The organism is Rhodococcus sp. Leaf233 (assembly GCF_001426165.1).
GTDB classification, from domain to species: Bacteria; Actinomycetota; Actinomycetes; order Mycobacteriales; family Mycobacteriaceae; genus Rhodococcoides; species Rhodococcoides fascians.
Genome location: NZ_LMRO01000001.1, coordinates 147879 through 165836 on the forward strand (window position 1 = coordinate 147879; position 17958 = coordinate 165836).

Genomic DNA, 17958 nt, shown 5'->3' on the forward strand with positions numbered 1-17958 from the left:
ACGTATGCCCTTCCCTCGCCCGACGGGTTCACGTTACTCGAGAGCCGGTGCGCTGAGGGTCGACAAGCTGAGCGTCTACAAGCTGAGCGTCGGTCGAACTTGACCTCGACCGCGCTCGAGGTTCCACACTGGAATGCACGCCGCCGAAAATCGGTTGGAAACTGAGCCTGAGCAATGAAATCATTCGGGCACCGCAATAAGGAGAACAACACGTGTCCACGGGTGTGCTCGACCCCGAAGCTCCAACCGTCGTTGAGTCGAACCCGAATGCTGCGCGGACACCCACGTCGCTGCAGCGTTTCGCGCCGTTCCTGGCCCCGTACAAGTGGTTCTACATCGGCTCCATCGTGGTCTCGCTCATCGCGACCCTCACCGGCCTCGTCATTCCGCTGGTGATGCAACGCGTCATCGACGGGCCCATCGCCGACCGCAACTTTTCCGCGGTGTGGTGGCCCGCGGCTTTGATCCTGCTGCTCGGCACCATCGACGCGGCCGGCATCTGGGTGCGTCGATACCTGGTGTCCCGCCCGTCGAGCCAGTTCGAGATCAGTGCTCGGGCAACGGTATTCGACAAGCTGCAACGGCTGTCGGTCGCGGCGCACGAGAGTTGGGAATCGGGCCAGCTGCTCTCCCGTGCCATCGCCGATCTCGGGTCGCTGCGCCGGTTCATGGCGTTCATCGGTCCGTTCATCATCATCAATGCCGTCACGCTCGTCGTGGGTATCGGTGTATTGCTCGTTCAGGCATGGCAATTGGGTCTGATCATGTTGGTGACATCGGTTCCGCTGGTGATCGCCTGCACCAGGTTCGAGACGCTGTACCGCGTCGTCGCGCGTGATGCTCAGGACCAAGCGGGCGATGTGACGACGACGGTCGAGGAGTCCATTCAGGGCATCCGTGTTCTGAAGGCGTTCGGGCGAAGTGCGCACCTGGGCAAGCAGTTTCTGCGTCAGGCCTACACTCTTCGCGGCACCGAGCTGAAGAAGGTGCGCTATCTCGCGATCATCTGGGCGGTGATCGTCGGACTGCAGCCGATCACCATCGGCGCGATTCTGGCCGTGGGGACCTACTCGATCGTGCAGGGCACGATGACGGTCGGCACGCTCGTCGCTGCCATTGCCATCGTCACGTTCCTGCTGTGGCCGATCGAATCCTTCGGATACCTGCTGGCGGAGTTGAACAATGCGCGGACTGCGGCGGATCGGTACTGGGAGATCATCGACACCCCGGAGACCGTGACGGATCCGGACAACCCCGTCGAATTGCCCGACAAGATCCGTGGCCGAGTGCAGTTCGACCGCGTCGGATTCACCTTTCCGGACGCGTCCTCTCCGCTGCTCACCGATGTCAGTTTTGTCGTCGAGCCGGGGGAGACCGTTGCGCTCGTCGGCAACACAGGCAGCGGAAAGACGGCACTGACGAACCTCGTTCCTCGTTTGTTCGACGCTACCGAGGGCACCATTTCGATCGACGGTATCGATGTGGCGTCGATGCGGCTGGCCGATCTGCGCTCGATCGTGTCGGTAGCGTTCGAGGATCCGGTGCTGTTCTCGGCCAGTGCGCGGGAGAACATCGCGCTCGGCTCTCCCGGCGCGTCCGATGCCGAGATCACCGAGGCGCTGGAGATTGCTCACGCAACGGAATTCGTCGACCGGCTGCCGTGGGGCCTGGCCACGCGCATCGGTGAGCAGGGCATGAGTTTGTCGGGCGGGCAGCGGCAGCGACTCGCATTGGCCCGTGCGGTGCTGGGCAAGCCTCGGGTGCTCGTGCTCGACGACCCGCTCTCTGCACTCGATGTGGACACCGAGGCGAAAGTGCAGAAGGAACTACGTCGCGTGCTGGCCCATTCGACGACGTTGCTGGTGGCTCACCGGCCGTCGACTGCGGCGTTGGCCGACCGGGTGCTGTATCTGGAGAACGGAAGAATTGTGGAGCAGGGAACGCACGAGGGACTGCTGGCGTCGTCGCCGCGGTACCGCGACGTGATGGGGTCGATCCATGGCTGAGCAGACCGCAACCGCAGATTGGCGGGGAGTGGGCGGCGAGGACTCGGAGGTGGACGCCACCGGAAACCTGGTGTTGGCCGGGCGTTCTCGGCGGTTGCTCGCCTCGCTGGTGCGCCCGTACAAGAAGCAGGCCCTGCTGTCTTTCGTCATCATCCTGATCGACAACATCACCTATGTGGCCGGCCCGCTGTTCGTCGCCTACGCCCTCGACAACGGCGTCGGTGCTGCCGGACAGGGTGATTGGGGTCCGCTGCTGTGGGCCGTGGGCGGATACACCGGCTTCGGCCTGCTCGGAATGTTCACCACCTACGCGTTTCTCACCGTCTCGGGCCGGCTCAGTCAGAACATTCTCTACGACCTGCGTGGACGCGTGTTCGACCACGCGCAGAAACTCAGTCTGTCGTTCCACGAGAAATACACGTCGGGGCGGTTGATCTCGCGGTTGACCAGTGACGTGGAGTCGTTGCAGACACTGCTCGAAAGTGCGCTCAACGACGCGTTGACGGCCATCCTGTCGATGGTCTCGATTGCCGTCATCCTCGTGTATCTCGATGTTCCGATGGCGATGATCGTGCTCGCCGGCTTCGTACCGCTGGTGCTCGTCACCCGGTGGTCACAGCGACGCCAACGCCAGGGATACCGTCGAACACGGGTGGCGATCGCGCGTGTGGTGGTCCATTTCGTGGAGTCGATGGGCGGAATCCGTGCCGTACAGGTCTTTCGGCGTGAAGGTCGCAACGACGCGATCCTCGAGACCGAGGACTCGGAGTACCGAGACGCCACCACCGCGGCCCTGCGCGGCATGGCGAGCTACACCGGAATCGTCCGGTGGATCGGCAACGTCACTCTGGCGATCATCCTGGTGTTCGGTAGCTGGCGAGTGATCAACGGGCACATGGACGTCGGCGTGCTCGCCGCGTACGTGCTGTACCTTCGCCGGTTCTACGGCCCACTCGACGAGCTGGCGATGGTGTTCAACGCCTACCAGTCGGCCGCCGCTGCACTGGAGAAGATCTCCGGTGTACTCGAGGAAGAGCCGTCGGTGGTTGCCCCGAAAAACCCGGTGTCGATCGGAACGGTGAAGGGAGACATCACGTTCGACGACGTGCACTTCTCCTACGGCACCGAGCGCGTCGTGCTGCCGGAGTTCTCGTTGCATGTGCCCGCGGGACAGGTGGTTGCCATGGTCGGCGCGACCGGAGCCGGAAAGTCGACGCTGGCAAAGCTGTTGGCGCGCTTCTACGATCCGACCGCCGGATCCGTGCGACTCGACGGCATCGACATGCGCGACATCTCCGACGAGGACTTGCGCCGCAACGTCGTCATGGTGACACAGGAATCGTTCCTGTTCTCCGGCTCGGTGGCGGACAACATCCGCCTCGGACGCCCCGACGCGACGGACGCCGAGGTCCGCGCTGCCGCCGAGGCAGTCGGACTGACCGAGTTCATCGCCTCGCTCCCCGAAGGGATCGATACCGACGTGCGTAAGCGCGGAGGCCGATTGTCCTCGGGCCAAAGGCAATTGGTGGCCTTTGCGAGGGTGTTCCTCGCTGCGCCGTCGGTGATCGTGCTCGACGAGGCGACGTCGAGTCTCGACATCCCGAGCGAGCGGTTGGTGCAGCGCGCACTCGAAACGATTCTGCAGGGCCGGACGGCGTTGATCATCGCGCACCGCTTGTCGACGGTGGCCATCGCGGACCGCGTCCTCGTCATGGCGGACGGGAACATCGTCGAGGACGGCACCCCGGCGGACCTCATTGCGGGAGAGGGCCGCTTCGCGCACCTGCACGAGGCGTGGGAGGACTCGCTCGTCTAGGTCCAGGGGGTGATCGGCGGTTTGACCCACATGATCTTCTCGTCGGCGTGCTGGGGCGTCGCCCCGTCGTGACTCGGGTGCTCGGCCGCCCAGGCGGATTTGCGGTCGAGCAACTCGGCCACGATGGTCCACGTTTCCATCGTGCTCGGTGGATGCAGGTCCGCTGCGCGGGCCAGTTTTCGACGGGTGGCGTCGGGAAGATCGAGCAGTTCCGCGCCGCTGATGCCGCGCTCCCAGACGTAGCGCGCCAGAGCGGTCGCCTTGTCCTGTCGGCTCTTCGCGGCCTGCTCGGAATGCGCGAAATCGAACTGGCCGCCGCCTGGGTTCCCTGTCGTCACGGCCATCACCTTAGTAATCGTGAGCGAAATCGACAGGGCCCGGCCGCTGTAAGGCGTCGCACACGGTAGCGGGCCAGAAGTCGACGTCGACGGGGGTCGGCCGGGGTCGAGCGCAGCATGAACGGCCGGGTCGGTGCAAAGAAAAGTCGCGTCCGCTTGTTCTACAGGGGGCCCTGTCGCATACCGTAGGACCTGTGATCACTCAAGCATCGGGTGCAGAGTACGTCTCCGTTCCCGCAACCGCCACCACCGACGCGAAATCCTGGCCCTCGATCCTGACGTGGCGAGCGCACGACGTTCCCCGCATGGAGTCCGTGCGCGTCCAGCTTTCCGGCAACCGCATCAAAGCTGCCGGACGCATCATCGGTGCCGCCTGCAGTGATCATCCCGCGTTCAGCGCGTCGTACGACCTGGTGACCGACGAATACGGCGTCACCAAGAGGCTCTCGGTGCGCACCTCGCTCGCGTCGGGCGACCGGCAGGCCTCGGTCAGCCGCGACGACGAGGGCTACTGGATGGTGGAGAACTCCGCCAACCACCAGCGCTCGACCTACAGCGGTGCCCTCGACGTCGACATGGTGCTCAGCCCGTTCTTCAACACCCTGCCGATCCGACGATTCGGTCTGCACACCCAGGTCCAGGACCTCGAGGTGCCGACGGTCTACGTCAACCTCCTCGATCTGAGCATCCAGGAAGCGACGCTGACCTACAGCAGCGGCGCGCACGGCATCCACGTCATCTCGCCGGTCTCGACATCGTCGGTGACGGTCGACGCCGACGGCTTCGTCGTCGACTACCCGGGACTCGCCGAGCGGATCTGACGCACGACGCCACCGCGTCGCCCCGCGTCCTGCAGGTTCTCTCGCCACCCCGGCTCGCCCGGGGTGACGTCGGTGATGTCGAATCGCTGATGCTGCTCGTACTGCAGTCGCGCTGCGTGTCCGGCGTCGACCAGTGTTTCGGTCGAGTTCTCGTCCAGTTTTTCGCGCGCTGCGGTGAGCGCATGCAGCGTCTCGTCGAGCGCGGTTCGTAGCGCGGTCGCGTTGCCCTCGGTCATCGCACGGACGAGATTGGGGGCCGAGGACGCCACCCGGGTGCCGTCGCGAAACGACCCCGCGGCGAGCCCGAGCGCCAACGGCCCGCCCGCGGCCCCCACGATCGCCAACGCCTCGGCCAGCAGATGCGGTAGGTGCGAGATGCGGGCGACGGCACTGTCGTGCTCGACGCTGCCGGCCGGAACGACCACCGAACCGCAGTCCAGGGCCAGCTGGGCCACCCGCATCCACACGTCCGCGTCGACCCCGGGGTCCGTGGACACGACCCAGACCGCGTCGTTGAACAGTGCCGGGTCCGTCGCCGACCAGCCCGAGTGGTTGGTACCCGCCATCGGATGGCCGCCGACGTACCGGGCCTGTAGTCCGCGAGCAGCGACGGCCGCGGCAACCTCGGCTTTGACGCTCACCACGTCGGTGATCGGGGCGGCGGGTGCGTGCTCGGCGATGGCCTGCAGCACGGAGTCGACGGCAGGCATCGGAACGGCGATGACGATCAGCGCGTCCTCTTCTGCAGCCCTGGTCAGAGCAGCTGTCAGATCGGTGCGGACGTCATAGCCATCGTCCGCAGCCCCGGCGATCGCGTCGGCCGATCGGTTCCAGCCCCACACCCGGCGACCGGCGTCGTGCGCCGCCCGCAGAATCGACCCACCGATCAGTCCCAGACCGAGAACGCACACCGAAGAAGAAGTCACCCGATCAGATTGGCACAGGTGGGTGACTTCCAAGGGAGGTGGACTTCGAATACCGGCACCTACCGGACTACCGTTGCGCACATGGCCGCACAGCGCGCGAACAACAACCGTGCCTCCGCATCGGAGTACGACGACCTCGAAGGATTCGGCGTTGCAGTTGTCCGAGAGGACGGCAAGTGGACCGTGACGCCACTGTCCGACGACGCACTGACCAGCCTGTCGGCAGCAGAGACCGAATTGCGTGAACTACGCAGCTCGGGAGCGGTGTTCGGACTGCTCGACGTGGACGAGGAATTCTTCGTCATTCTGCGTCCCGCACCCAACGGCACCCGCCTGCTGCTGTCCGACGCGGTCGCCGCCGTCGACTACGAAATCGCCGCCGACGTCCTCGACGCACTCAACATCGAGATCCCCGACGTCGACCCCGACGAACTCGACGACATCGAACCCTACGAGGAAGGCGACCTCGCTCTCCTCGCCGACCTGGGCCTGCCCGAGGCAGTCCTGGGCATCATCGTCGCCGAGACCGACGACTACCCGGACGAACAACTGCAATCCATCGCCGAGCGCCTGGGCTTCGACGACGAATTCGCCGCAGCGGTGAACAAGCTCCGGCGGTAACCGATGCCGCTGCCCGACGCGGACATGATCCGCGCAGCACTGTCGGCCGCAGCCGAGGCATCGGACGCCGACGTCCCCGTCGGAGCCGTCGTGTACGACGCGTCGGGACGTGAGATCGCGCGAGCGTGCAATGCGCGGGAGGCGTCGGGCGACCCCACTGCGCACGCCGAAGTGCTCGCATTGCGTCGGGCAGCCGCCGTCCACGGAGATGGCTGGCGACTCGAAAACTGCACTCTGGCAGTCACTTTGGAACCCTGCACGATGTGCGCCGGGGCCCTCGTTGCGGCCCGTGTGGGCACCGTGGTGTTCGGAGCCTGGGAACCGAAAACGGGGGCCGTCGGCTCGCTGTGGGACGTCGTCCGAGACCGTCGACTCACCCACCGCCCACAGGTGCGCGGGGGAGTGTTGGAAGCCGAATGCGCCGAAGTGCTGACGCAATTCTTCGCCCGCCAGAGATAACGATCTCGTCACGGGGTGGCCGGAATGTCCAACATTGGGGAGGGTGGAGGGCAGGGCGCAACGCTGCGCTCCGAACTTGCGAAGGAGACACTCATGGGACTCGACGACAAGATCTCGAACAAGACCGAAGACCTCGGCGGCAAGGCAAAAGAAGCCGCAGGTTCGGCAACCGGAGACAGGGACCTCGAAGCAGAGGGCAAGGGCGATCAGACCTCCGCCGCATTCAAAGACGGTGCCGAGAAGGTCAAGGACGCGGCCTCGAACATCAAGGACAAGCTCACCGGTAAGTAACTTTGCGCTCTGAGCAGGCGATTTAGCCTCAGGCGCTCATTCCGGTACAGTCTTCTGCGGTGGCGTGTCCGAGCGGCCTAAGGAGCACGCCTCGAAAGCGTGTGAGGGTTCACCCCCTCCGAGGGTTCAAATCCCTCCGCCACCGCCAAAACTCCCCACCCGATCCGTCGGGTGGGGAGTTTTTTGTGCGCGGGGTGGGGTGGCTGGTTGTTGCTCGGCAAACGCGCGCGCATTCGTCAGACGCGAGCGAATTTGCCACCGATTCGGGGTCTATTTCGCGCGCACCTGGCAAACGCGCGCGCTTGCGGGATCACCAGGGCCCGGGCGGGGTGGGGTGGCTGGTTGTTGCTCGGCAAACGCGCGCGCATTCGTCAGACGCGAGCGAATTTGCCACCGATTCGGCGTCTATTTCGCGCGCACCTGGCAAACGCGCGCGCGCTTGCGGGATCACCAGGGCCCGGGCGGGGTGGGGTGGCTGGGTGTTGCTCGGCAAACGCGCGCGCATTCGTCAGACGCGTTCAGATTCGCCACCGATTCGGGGTCTATTTCGCGCGCACCTAGCAAACGCGCGCGCGTTTGCGGGATTACCAGGGCCCAAGATCAGCAGGACTCGGGCGGGATTGCCAGGGCCCGGGCATCGAATCCCCAGGGCTCAGACGCTCAGCATTGCCCCGCGCCCGCGGCGTCGAGTCCCCGCAGAATTTCGCCTTGATCGGCCTCGGGCACCGTGGACCAACTCGGCGCGGTGGTCATTTCGCTGCGCAGACCCTCGACGGATTTTGCGCGATCGGAGATTCCGGTTTGCTCCAGTGCATCGATGGACGGGAGAAACTGGGTGCAGGTCTGACGGTAGAGATCGTCGCCGGTGACGCCTCCGGTTCCTCCGGTCACCGCGGGGTCGGCTGGATCAGCGGCGGGCGGTGCCTCTGGAGCCGGGCTGTCAGCGGGTGCATCGGCCGTCGGCGTGGCAGCTGCCGTGGTCGCCTGTGTCGTCGTAGCCGGAGCTGACGTGGCTTGAACAGACGTGGCCTGAACGGACGTGGTCGACGCGTTCTCGGTCGACGCGTCGTCGCCGCATCCGGCTACAGAGGTGGCCACGATCAGCCCGAGCAACCCGGTCGCGATCTTTCGTTTCATCGCCACTGTGTACCACCTGCGGCTCAGAGCAGTGTCTGCGCGCGCCCGGTGATGGTGCTCAGTGCGGTGGACCAGGCGATGTGCTTGGGGTCCAAAAACGCTCCGTGTCCGGCTCCGGGCAGTACGACCAGCTCGGGGTCCGTGCTACCTGCGCGAGTCGCGGCGTCGACGTAAACGCGGCTCTGGTTCACCGACACGGTCTGGTCCGCATCGCCGTGCAGCGCGGTCAACGGGACGTCGAGCGGGAGGTATTCGATGGGGGAGGCGATCTTGTATCGACCGGGAACGTCGTTGGGCATGCCGCCGAGGAATGCGGGCACGAACTTGTCGTTGCCGATGTTCGCCGCTCGTTTCATGTCGAACACCCCGGCCATGATGGTGGCACTGCGCGGTCGGATTCTGGGGTCCGCTCCCGGTGCGTCGATCGGCATCAGATGACGCGCAGCGACCCACGCGGCCAGCTGTCCGCCGGCCGAATGTCCGGCGACGTGCACTCGATCGAGGTCGAGTCGCCCGTCGGCGGCGTTCTGTACGACGGTTGCCAGTGCCTCGGTGGCGTCATCGACGTCGGTGAGGGTGTTGGCCCAATTGTTCGGACCGCGCCGATATTCGACGTTCCACACGGCGATGCCCTGGTCTGCGATGGCCTTGGACATCTGCTGGAAGTACGACAGATCGAGGTTCTCCTGCCATCCGCCGCCGTGAATCATTACCACCACAGGCAGTGACGTCGCAGTGTTGGCAGGCAGATACAGGTCTCCGATGTTGTCGGGTTCGTACCCGTACTTCAACCGTATGGGATCTCCGGTCGGTCCCGAAACGGGTTGCAGTGCAGCCGAATACGTCTCTGCTGTGCTCGGTGAGGATTCGGTGTCCGTGGAACTGCAGCCGACCAGCGTGACAGCGAGCAGGCCGGACAGGAAGTGGCGACGATTCACGTGCCCTGAGCCGTCCAATCGAGCAGCTCGGACAGCGACCAGGTGTTGATGACGCGATCGGCGGGAACGCCCTGGGCTTCGGCGCGGACACAGCCGTAGCCCTGCCAGTCGAGCTGGCCCGGTGCGTGTGCGTCGGTATCGATGGAGAAGAGGCAGTCGCGTTCGAGGGCGATGTCGATCAGGCGCTCGGGCGGGTCCTGGCGTTCGGGCCTGGCGTTGATCTCCACCGCGGTGCCGAACTGTCGGCATCCCTCGAACACCACCGGGGCGTCGAACGTCGACTCGGGCCGCTTTCCCCGGCCGCCCTCGACCAGTCGGCCGGTGCAATGACCGAGTACGTCGACGTGCGGATTCGCGATAGCGGTGACCATGCGTTTCGTCATCGCCACAGAATCGGCCCGCAGGTTCGAATGCACGCTGGCCACCACCACGTCCAGCTCGGCGAGCAATCCCTCGTCCTGATCCAGCGAACCGTCGTCGAGGATGTCCACTTCGATTCCGGTGAGGATACGGAACGGCGCGAGTTGCTCGTTGAGCTCGGCGATGATGTCGAGTTGTTTTCGCAGACGCTCCGCGCTGAGCCCGTTGGCGACCTTGAGCCGCGGTGAATGATCGGTCAGCGCGCAGTACTCGTGCCCGAGGTTCTTGGCGGTGCGCATCATCTCGTCGATGGGGCTGCCGCCGTCGGACCAATTGGAGTGGGTGTGCAGGTCGCCTTTGAGCGCGGCCCGTAGTGCGTTGTTGCCGATGGGTTCTGCGGCGTCGCGTTGTTCGGCCAGGTAGTCCGGAACGTCCTGGGTCAGCGCCTGCCGGATGATCAGCGAGGTCTTGGCACCGATTCCGGCCAACGACGACCAGCTGTCCGCCTTCTCGTGCTCGGATCGCTGTGCAGGAGAGAGTGATTCGACGACATCCGCGGCTCGGCGGTAGGCCTTGACGCGATGGGTGTCCGAGCGCGAACGCTCGAGCCAGAAGCCGATCTCACGAAGTGCCTCCACCGGATCCATGGGTTCCATTGTGCCTGGCACCACCGACACCTGCGCACGGGGTAATCGGACAAAATTCTCAGGGAGTTGCCAGGTCGCTCACTCCCCATGGGCTTGAAGCTGCAACTATCATCGTCGGTCATGACCAAGAAATGGTGGACAGTCGGCGTCGTTGTCGTAGTGCTCGTGGCCCTCGGGCTGTATTTCGGCCCCAAGATCTACGCGTCCTTCCAGGAGGACGACGCTCCGGCGGCGACCGTCGACACCTCCGGTGCGCAGGCCGCCACCACCGACGATCTGAACGGCACCTGGACGGTGACGGCAGGCGACGCGTCGAACAAGACCGCGGCCGGCTACACCGTCGACGAGGTGCTCAACGGATCGGACGTGACCGTCGTCGGGTCGACGCCCGAGGTCAGCGGCTCGGTGACCGTGGCGGACAATTCGTTGACCGCCGGTGAGGTTGTGGTGCAGACCAATTCGATCACCACCGACAGTGACCGTCGAGACGGTCAGTTCCGCGGCAACATCTTCGACACCTCCACATATCCGACGGCGACGTTCACCATCGACCAGCCCGTCGACCTCTCGTCGTTGCCCAAGGACGGAACCACCCAAACCGTCACGGCGGAAGGCACATTGACGCTCAAGGATCAGACGCGTCCGGTGTCGGTCGAGATGGAGGTGCTGCAGTCCGGTGACACGCTCATCGCGTCGGGCGCAATTCCGACGACGTGGTCGGACTACGGCATCGAGCCGCCGTCGCTCGGTTTCGTGACCGTCGAGGGTTCGGGAACGGTCGACTTCCTGATCAATCTGAGTCGGCAGTAGCCCGTTCTCGTGGGGCCGCCGGTGTCCATCCCGGCGGTCCGACGACGTATCCGACGCGTTCCTTCCATGACCTCGATGCCGCGACATCCCGTGCGATGTTGCGGTATTCGTGTGTTTGGAGCGTCCAGATGTTGAACGTGTCGACGGGCTTGGTCAGTCCGTAATTCGGTCGCTGCACTTCGTCGGCGTAGCTGCCGAACAGGCGGTCCCAGACGATGAGGATGCCGCCGTAGTTCTTGTCGAGGTACTGCGGATCGCGACCGTGATGGACGCGGTGGTGCGAGGGCGTGTTGAAGACGAACTCGAACGGCCGCGGCAACTTGTCGATCCGCTCGGTGTGTACCCAGAACTGGTAGACGAGATTGATCGAAAAGCCCACGAAGACCATCCACGGCGGCATCCCGAGTAGCGGCAGGGGCAGCCACATGATGATCTCGCCGCTGTTGTTCCACTTCTGCCGCAGTGCCGCGGCGAAGTTGAAGTACTCGCTCGAGTGGTGAGCCTGATGGGTCGCCCAGATCAGTCGGGTTCGGTGCGCGATGCGGTGGTAGCCGTAGAACAGCAGATCGACGCCCAGAATCAGGATGACCCACGTGTACCAGGCATCGGCGGGTAGATGCCACGGCGCGATGTAGACGTAGATGGCCGTGTAGCCGATCAGGGCCAGCGCTTTCCATGCCGTGGTGGTGGCGATCGAGACCAAGCCCATGCTCAGGCTCGCCCGTGCGTCCCGGGCCGAATACGCGCCGGGGGTTCCGTCTTCGAGTTTCTTCGCCGCGATCCACTCGATTGCCAGCAGTAGCGCGAACGCGGGGACGGCCAGGGCAACCGGATCCCGCAGCGGCTCGGGTAGCGCGTTCCACGCCGATGCGAGTTGGTCCCTCATGTGTACGGCCCTCCCGTGCGTGACACTGCTGCTCGAAGTGTAACGACAGTATGGTGATCGTAGTCTCGAGACGTGAAAATTCGTAGCCGCCGTTCCGGGGATATGGCGTTCTGTGTGACCGCGCTGGCGACGGTGCACGAGGCCGACGGGTATCCCGCACTGTGGCCCGAGGATCCGGCCGCCTGGTTGCACTCGGCAACGCAGGTCGCCGCATGGGTAGCGGAGTCGAATGACCGGATCGTCGGCCACCTGGCACTCGACCTGGTCGACGACGGGCTGATGGTCTCGCGATTGTTCGTTCGTCCCGAGTGCCGGGGCACGGGCGCAGCCGCGGCCTTGTTGGACGCCGCAGTGGCGTATGCGGCAGAACGGTCCGTTGCTATCGAACTGCACGTGGAGCAGGGCTCGGCTGCGGCGATTGCGTTCTACGGGAAGTCGGGTTGGATCAGGACCGGTACCGCGCCCGCGGACTGGGTGTTGCCCGACGGGCGCAGAGCCGTCGAACATCGGTACGTACCCGGTCGCTAATTTCCTATCAAAATGATAGGAATTGAATCGTGCACATCACGGCGAAAGCGGACTACGCGGTGCGGACTCTCGTCGAGCTCGCCGCGGTCGGCGGCCGAGCACCCGCCAAGGCCGAGGCGCTTGCCGCCGCTCAAGGGATACCGCACAAATTTCTCGAGTCGGTGCTCTCCGACCTGCGTCGCGCCGAGTTGGTGCGAAGTAGAAGGGGACCCGACGGCGGATACTGGCTCGCGCGGGAGGCGTCGAACATTTCCGTCGCGGACGTGATGCGTGCCGTCGAGGGGCCGCTCGCATCGGTGCGCGGGCAACGGCCCGAGGATGCGCAGTACGCCGGTCCCGCCGAGCCGTTGACGCGGGTGTGGCTGGCCGTCCGGGTCAATCTGCGTGCGGTTCTCGAATCCGTATCGCTGGCGGACATCGTCGACGACGACCTCCCGGATTTCGTCGGAGAGCTGATCAGCGAGCCGACCGCATGGTCCCGTCGATGACCTGAGTCACAGTCGGACGCCGATGTGGCGCGGTCGTCAATATTGCACAGCTCTGCAAACTTGCCGAGCTGTGCAACTTCCGTATGTTGGACAGGGTGACCACCCCGACCGGCCTTCGCGATCAGAAGAAGGCAGCCACCCGCGACGCCCTCGGCATCGCCGCAGTCCGTCTGGGAAAAGAGCACGGACTCGATGCCGTGACGGCCGACGCCATCGCACACGAAGCCGGCGTGTCGACCCGAACGTTCCACAACTACTTCTCCAACAAGGAAGAAGCGGTACTCCACAACATCGAGGCCTCGGCTCTGGAATGGTTCGAGCTGCTTCGCGCCAGACCCGAGGCCGAACCCATCTGGGATTCGTTGCAGCACATCGCCGTCAACCTCGTCGCCGACCCCGGCCGCGATCTCGACGACACATTCGCCGCAGCACGACTCATCGAGGCCAACCCGGCGCTGATGGCACGCAAGCTCGAAATGCACCACTCGCTCACCCGCAAACTCGGCGAGGCGATCGCTGAGCGCACCGGAACCGATATCGATTCCGACCTTTACCCCAACCTGCTGCAAATGGCAGTCGGCGGTGCCGTGACCGCCGCACTGAACCTGTGGATCAACGACCCCGGCGGAGAGAACACTCCGAAAGCGCTTGTGGAGAACGCATTTCAACAACTCCGCGCCGGAATCCCCGAGCCGAAATCTCGCCAGCACGTATCCGATAACAACCGAGGAGCCTGACAGTGGCCACCTATCTGTACCGAATCGGCAGATTCGCCTACCGCCGCAAGGGGGTCGTCCTCGGCCTCTGGCTCGTCATTCTGATCCTTGCCGGAGTGGGCGCAGCCACGCTGTCCGCGCCTACCGTCAACTCGTTCAGCATCCCCGGAACGCCTGCTCAGGCCGCGTTGGATCTGCAGAAGGAACGATTCGGCGGAGCCGAGGATCCCCTTCAGGCCGTCAACGCCGAGTACGTGTTCCAGGCACCCGACGGTCAGTCGCTCGATACCCCGCAGTACACCTCGGCCATCGACGCCACGATCGCCGAGATCGAGAAGGTCGATGCGGCCAAGCCGGCGGAAGGCGCTCCGCCGCTTGCCGATCCGGTCGAGGCGAACAAGGCCATCGTGCAGCAGTACACCGACGCAGCCGCCGAGGCAGGAACGCCGGCCGACAAGGTGGCAGCCGACGCGGCAGCCACGTCGCCGTTGAGCCCCAACGGCAACGTCGGCACCGTCACGGTTCCGATCAACGTCGAGCTGGCCGACGTCACCGACGCGATTCGCAGCGATCTCGATGCCGCGGCGCAACCCGCGCGTGACGCAGGACTGACCGTCATCCTCGGTGGCACCGTCGCCCAGGAGAACCCGTCGCCCGGTGGAAGTTCGGAGATCGTCGGTCTTGCCGTCGCCGCCATCGTGCTTCTCATCATGTTCGGCTCGGCCGCCGCTGCCAGCCTGCCGCTGATCACCGCGATCGTCGGTATCGGTATTTCGAGTCTGGCCATCACGACGGCCTCCGGATTCGCGAGCCTGTCCTCGTTCACCCCGATTCTCGCTATCATGATCGGGCTCGCCGTCGCGATCGACTACTCGCTGTTCATCCTCGCGCGCTACCGGCACGAGCTCACGCTCACCGACAACCGCGAAGAAGCAGTCGGTCGAGCGGTCGGTACCGCCGGATCGGCCGTCGTGTTCGCCGGCGCGACCGTGCTCATCGCCCTCGTCGCCCTGCGCGTCGTCGGCATCCCGTTCCTGTCGCAGATGGGTCTGGCAGCAGGCTTCGCGGTGTTCATCGCGGTACTCATCGCCCTGACGTTCCTGCCTGCCATGCTGGGCGTCTACAAGGGCAAGGCCTTCGCGGGCAAGCTCAAGTTCGTCAACACCACCGACCCGGAGGACCCGAACGCAACCCCCACCAACGGTCTTCGGTGGGCACGGTTCCTGGTCAAGAAGCCGATTCTCGGCCTCGTCGGAGGCATCGTGCTGCTCGGTGTCATCGCGGGCCCGACCACCGGGCTGTCGCTGGCTCTCCCGTCGATCGCCACCTCGGACCCGTCCACGCCTGCCCGTCAGGCCTACGACATCACCGAAGAGGCATTCGGGCCGGGACGTAACGGACCGCTGCTCGTCATCGCCGACGCGTCCGACGTCGCCGAGGCAGACCGCACCGCGTCCTTCGGCAAGGTCATCGAGACGATCACCGCACAATCCGACGTCACGAACGCACAGATCGTCGCCGTCAATCCGGCGGGTGACACCGCGCAGATACTCGTCACCCCGTCGAGCACACCCAACAGTGACCAGACGAAGGCGCTCGTGACCAACCTGCGCGATGCCGAGAGCGGATTGCAGGAGAGCTCGGGCGTCTCCTACGGAGTGACGGGCGAAACCGCGATCGGTATCGACATCTCGGAGCGGCTGCAGAGCGCGCTGATTCCGTACCTGGCCGTGGTCGTCGGACTGGCGTTCGTGCTGCTGATGCTGGTGTTCCGCTCGATTCTGGTGCCGCTGACGGCAACGGTCGGGTTCCTGCTCAGCGTGCTCGCCACCTTCGGTGCGACGGTGTTCATCTTCCAAGAGGGCGGGCTCGGCATCATTTCCAACCCGCAGCCGATCGTCAGCTTCATGCCGATCTTCCTCATCGGTGTGGTGTTCGGCCTCGCGATGGACTACCAGGTGTTCCTCGTCTCGCGCATGCGTGAGGAGTTCGTGCACGGCGCGGCCGCCAAGGACGCCGTCGTCAACGGCTTCAAGTACGGCGCACGCGTGGTCACCTCGGCAGCGGTCATCATGATCTCGGTGTTCGCCGCCTTCATCGCCGAGCCGGACTCGTTCATCAAGTCCATCGGCTTCGCATTGGCCGCCGCCGTCTTCTTCGACGCGTTCGTCGTCCGTATGGTGCTGATTCCGTCGGTGATGGCGCTACTGGGCGACAAAGCCTGGTGGTTGCCGAAGTGGCTGGACAAGATCCTGCCCAACGTCGACATCGAAGGGGCCAAGCTGAAGACGGCCCCGGAGAAGCGCGCGTAGTACTCGCGTCGCAGCTGAGTGGCCGAAGATTGCTCGTAATACTCGAAACGGAGAGACTGTTATCCATGTGTACGAGTAATCTTCGGTCATCATGCTGATCCCCCTTCTGCGTAGGTTTCTCGCCCCGTACAAGCTGCCGATTCTCTGCTTGGTGCTGTTGCAGCTGATCGCCACCCTCGCCGCGTTGTTCCTCCCGAGCCTCAACGCGGACATCATCGACAACGGTGTGACCGTCGGCGACACCGGCTACATCCTGTCCGCCGGCGGCGTCATGCTGTTGATCTCGGCAGTACAGATCATCAGCTCTGCGGCAGCGGTGTTCCTCGGTGCACGCACCGCCATGAGTGTCGGACGCGACCTTCGCGGAGCAATCCTCGAACGCGTCGGCACGTTCTCCGCCCGCGAGGTCGGAAAATTCGGTGCTCCGTCACTGATCACCCGCAACACCAACGACGTGCAGCAGGTGCAGTTGGTGATCATCATGGGATTCACCATCGTGGTGATGGCTCCCATCATGTGCATCGGCGGAATCGTGATGTCGCTACGCGAGGACATCGGCCTGTCGTGGATTCTGCTCATCGCCGTGCCCGGCCTCGCGCTCGCGATGGGCCTGATCATCGTTCGTATGGTGCCGGCCTTTCGCTCCATGCAGAAGCGCATCGACGCGGTCAATCGCGTACTACGCGAACAGATCACCGGTATTCGCGTCGTGCGGGCGTTCGTTCGCGAACAGTTCGAGGTCGACCGTTTCGGCGCAGCCAACACCTCGTTGACCGAGACGGCACTCAAGGTCGGCCGGCTGATGGCCCTGATGTTTCCGACCGTCATGCTCATCAGCAACGTCACCAGTGTCGCCGTCATCTGGTTCGGCGGTCACGCCATCGACAACGGCACGATGCAGATCGGTTCGCTCACTGCGCTTCTGAGCTACATCATGCTCATCCTGATGTCGGTGATGATGGCGTCGTTCATCGCGATGATGGTGCCGCGCGCATCGGTGTGCGCCGATCGCATCAGCGAGGTTCTGGCCACCGAATCTTCGGTGGTGCTGCCCGAGAATCCCCGGACGTTCGTGTCCTCACCGGGCACGGTCGAGCTCGTCGGGGCCGAATTCTCCTATCCCGGAGCCGAATACCCGGTGCTGTGCGGGGTGAATCTGACTGCCGAGGCAGGCAAGGTCACCGCCATCATCGGTGGTACCGGATCGGGTAAATCGACTCTCGTCAATCTGATTCCACGGCTGATGGACGTCACCGGCGGCCAGGTGCGGGTCGGCGGTGTCGACATTCGCGAACTCGATCTGGACCTGCTGCGATCCGAGATCGGATTCGTGCCGCAGAAGCCGTACCTGTTCTCCGGCACCATCGCCAGCAATCTGCGGTACGGCAAGGCCGACGCCACCGACGCGGAACTGTGGGAGGCGCTCGAGATCGCCCAGGGAGCCGACTTCGTGCGCGCGATGCCCGACGGACTGGAAACCGCCGTCGCGCAGGGCGGCACCACGGTGTCGGGAGGTCAGCGTCAACGACTGGCCATTGCCCGGGCGCTGGTACGCAAGCCCAAGATCTACCTGTTCGACGACTCGTTCTCCGCTCTCGACCTCACCACCGACGCGAAACTGCGTGCGGCGCTGCGGCCGGTGACGCGAGATGCATGCATGATCGTTGTGGCTCAACGGGTGTCGACCATCGTCGACGCCGACCAGATACTCGTGCTCGACGACGGAAAGCCGGTGGGCGTGGGTAACCACGAGCAACTGATGGCCACCTGCCCCACCTACGCCGAGATCGTCGACTCGCAGCGGCAAGTTGCAGGTGCACTGTGACCGACACCGACACCACCAAGGATTCCGCAGCCA

At 64.6% G+C, this 17958-nt stretch carries 18 protein-coding genes and 1 tRNA gene; 13 read left to right on the forward strand and 6 right to left on the reverse strand.

Translation table 11 applies throughout. The features are described from left to right. Positions 1-212 precede the first annotated feature (212 nt). Together ASH04_RS00690 and ASH04_RS00695 are read left to right on the forward strand one after the other, a co-directional pair. A complete protein-coding gene (locus ASH04_RS00690) occupies positions 213-2006 on the forward strand; it encodes an ABC transporter ATP-binding protein (protein WP_057472519.1) in 1794 nt (597 codons plus the stop codon). Next, positions 1999-3822: an ABC transporter ATP-binding protein gene (locus ASH04_RS00695; RefSeq protein ID WP_032373324.1), complete on the forward strand. Its 1824-nt coding sequence runs from the start codon at positions 1999-2001 to the stop codon at positions 3820-3822. The genes ASH04_RS00690 and ASH04_RS00695 overlap by 8 nt, the downstream gene beginning before the upstream one ends. Here the strand turns inward: ASH04_RS00695 and ASH04_RS00700 are convergent. Further along, a complete protein-coding gene (locus tag ASH04_RS00700; protein WP_235579895.1) occupies positions 3819-4160 on the reverse strand; it encodes a hypothetical protein in 342 nt (113 codons plus the stop codon). The two genes, ASH04_RS00695 and ASH04_RS00700, sit on opposite strands and share 4 nt — an antisense overlap. 305 nt (positions 4161-4465) lie before the next feature. On the opposite strand from ASH04_RS00700, the gene ASH04_RS00705 reads away from it, so the two are divergent. After that, on the forward strand, positions 4466-4981 hold the full coding sequence (locus ASH04_RS00705; RefSeq protein WP_027494613.1) for a putative glycolipid-binding domain-containing protein: 516 nt from the start codon (positions 4466-4468) through the stop codon (positions 4979-4981). On the opposite strand, the gene ASH04_RS00710 is transcribed toward ASH04_RS00705, so the two are convergent. After that, complete coding sequence (locus ASH04_RS00710; protein ID WP_057472891.1) at positions 4954-5925, reverse strand: prephenate dehydrogenase; 972 nt, start codon at positions 5923-5925, stop codon at positions 4954-4956. The genes ASH04_RS00705 and ASH04_RS00710 overlap by 28 nt on opposite strands. A 63-nt stretch (positions 5926-5988) precedes the next feature. Here ASH04_RS00710 and ASH04_RS00715 point away from each other — a divergent pair, with 63 nt between their 5' ends. The 4 genes from ASH04_RS00715 to ASH04_RS00730 all read left to right on the forward strand — a co-directional run bounded on the left by ASH04_RS00715 (position 5989) and on the right by ASH04_RS00730 (position 7426). Next, on the forward strand, positions 5989-6528 hold the full coding sequence (locus tag ASH04_RS00715) for a tRNA adenosine deaminase-associated protein (protein ID WP_032399327.1): 540 nt from the start codon (positions 5989-5991) through the stop codon (positions 6526-6528). A 3-nt stretch (positions 6529-6531) separates the two neighbouring features. Further along, a complete protein-coding gene (locus tag ASH04_RS00720) occupies positions 6532-6987 on the forward strand; it encodes a nucleoside deaminase (RefSeq protein ID WP_027494610.1) in 456 nt (151 codons plus the stop codon). Between the two features lie 93 nt (positions 6988-7080). Then, positions 7081-7278 carry a CsbD family protein gene (locus ASH04_RS00725; protein ID WP_027494609.1) on the forward strand — a complete coding sequence of 66 codons (198 nt, stop codon included), beginning with the start codon at positions 7081-7083 and terminating at the stop codon, positions 7276-7278. A gap of 58 nt (positions 7279-7336) precedes the next feature. Then, a tRNA-Ser gene (locus ASH04_RS00730) sits at positions 7337-7426 on the forward strand. A gap of 512 nt (positions 7427-7938) precedes the next feature. Here ASH04_RS00730 and ASH04_RS00735 read toward each other — a convergent pair. From ASH04_RS00735 to ASH04_RS00745, 3 genes are read right to left on the reverse strand one after another with little or no spacing between them, the layout of a single operon-like run. Further along, complete coding sequence (locus tag ASH04_RS00735; RefSeq protein ID WP_032368650.1) at positions 7939-8415, reverse strand: hypothetical protein; 477 nt, start codon at positions 8413-8415, stop codon at positions 7939-7941. Positions 8416-8438: 23 nt separating this feature from the next. Further along, on the reverse strand, positions 8439-9353 hold the full coding sequence (locus ASH04_RS00740; RefSeq protein WP_032385942.1) for an alpha/beta hydrolase family protein: 915 nt from the start codon (positions 9351-9353) through the stop codon (positions 8439-8441). Further along, entirely contained in the window at positions 9350-10360 is a 1011-nt protein-coding gene (locus ASH04_RS00745) for a PHP domain-containing protein (RefSeq protein WP_032367806.1), read from the reverse strand. The genes ASH04_RS00740 and ASH04_RS00745 overlap by 4 nt, the downstream gene beginning before the upstream one ends. A gap of 120 nt (positions 10361-10480) precedes the next feature. Between ASH04_RS00745 and ASH04_RS00750 the strand changes: the two genes are divergently transcribed. Then, positions 10481-11170, forward strand: coding sequence for a YceI family protein (locus tag ASH04_RS00750; RefSeq protein WP_057472522.1), 690 nt, complete (start codon positions 10481-10483; stop codon positions 11168-11170). On the opposite strand, the gene ASH04_RS00755 is transcribed toward ASH04_RS00750, so the two are convergent. Further along, on the reverse strand, positions 11151-12056 hold the full coding sequence (locus ASH04_RS00755; RefSeq protein ID WP_057472523.1) for a sterol desaturase family protein: 906 nt from the start codon (positions 12054-12056) through the stop codon (positions 11151-11153). The genes ASH04_RS00750 and ASH04_RS00755 overlap by 20 nt on opposite strands. A gap of 72 nt (positions 12057-12128) precedes the next feature. On the opposite strand from ASH04_RS00755, the gene ASH04_RS00760 reads away from it, so the two are divergent. The 5 genes from ASH04_RS00760 (at position 12129) to ASH04_RS00780 (ending at position 17925) form a co-directional block, all read left to right on the forward strand. Beyond that, on the forward strand, positions 12129-12584 hold the full coding sequence (locus ASH04_RS00760; protein WP_200937256.1) for a GNAT family N-acetyltransferase: 456 nt from the start codon (positions 12129-12131) through the stop codon (positions 12582-12584). A gap of 29 nt (positions 12585-12613) precedes the next feature. Continuing rightward, positions 12614-13072 (forward strand): RrF2 family transcriptional regulator, encoded by a 459-nt coding sequence (locus ASH04_RS00765; RefSeq protein ID WP_027494603.1) that lies wholly within the window; start codon positions 12614-12616, stop codon positions 13070-13072. An 83-nt stretch (positions 13073-13155) separates the two neighbouring features. Then, positions 13156-13809: a TetR/AcrR family transcriptional regulator gene (locus ASH04_RS00770; RefSeq protein ID WP_032368645.1), complete on the forward strand. Its 654-nt coding sequence runs from the start codon at positions 13156-13158 to the stop codon at positions 13807-13809. A gap of 2 nt (positions 13810-13811) precedes the next feature. Further along, complete coding sequence (locus tag ASH04_RS00775; protein WP_027494601.1) at positions 13812-16100, forward strand: MMPL family transporter; 2289 nt, start codon at positions 13812-13814, stop codon at positions 16098-16100. 91 nt (positions 16101-16191) lie between these two features. Then, the gene (locus tag ASH04_RS00780; RefSeq protein WP_027494600.1) at positions 16192-17925 is read left to right on the forward strand and encodes an ABC transporter ATP-binding protein; all 1734 of its coding nucleotides are present in this window, start codon (positions 16192-16194) and stop codon (positions 17923-17925) included. Positions 17926-17958: the final 33 nt, after the last annotated feature.

Excerpts from the sequence above, each read along its gene's own strand:
- ASH04_RS00745 (WP_032367806.1), bottom strand. The coding sequence starts at position 10,360 with ATGGATCCGGTGGAGGCACTTCGTGAGATCGGCTTCTGGCTCGAGCGT.
- ASH04_RS00735 (WP_032368650.1), bottom strand. The coding sequence starts at position 8,415 with ATGAAACGAAAGATCGCGACCGGGTTGCTCGGGCTGATCGTGGCCACC.
- ASH04_RS00780 (WP_027494600.1), top strand. The coding sequence starts at position 16,192 with ATGCTGATCCCCCTTCTGCGTAGGTTTCTCGCCCCGTACAAGCTGCCG.
- ASH04_RS00725 (WP_027494609.1), top strand. The coding sequence starts at position 7,081 with ATGGGACTCGACGACAAGATCTCGAACAAGACCGAAGACCTCGGCGGC.
- ASH04_RS00750 (WP_057472522.1), top strand. The coding sequence starts at position 10,481 with ATGACCAAGAAATGGTGGACAGTCGGCGTCGTTGTCGTAGTGCTCGTG.
- ASH04_RS00770 (WP_032368645.1), top strand. The coding sequence starts at position 13,156 with ATGTTGGACAGGGTGACCACCCCGACCGGCCTTCGCGATCAGAAGAAG.
- ASH04_RS00715 (WP_032399327.1), top strand. The coding sequence starts at position 5,989 with ATGGCCGCACAGCGCGCGAACAACAACCGTGCCTCCGCATCGGAGTAC.
- ASH04_RS00695 (WP_032373324.1), top strand. The coding sequence starts at position 1,999 with ATGGCTGAGCAGACCGCAACCGCAGATTGGCGGGGAGTGGGCGGCGAG.
- ASH04_RS00720 (WP_027494610.1), top strand. The coding sequence starts at position 6,532 with ATGCCGCTGCCCGACGCGGACATGATCCGCGCAGCACTGTCGGCCGCA.
- ASH04_RS00755 (WP_057472523.1), bottom strand. The coding sequence starts at position 12,056 with ATGAGGGACCAACTCGCATCGGCGTGGAACGCGCTACCCGAGCCGCTG.
- ASH04_RS00705 (WP_027494613.1), top strand. The coding sequence starts at position 4,466 with ATGGAGTCCGTGCGCGTCCAGCTTTCCGGCAACCGCATCAAAGCTGCC.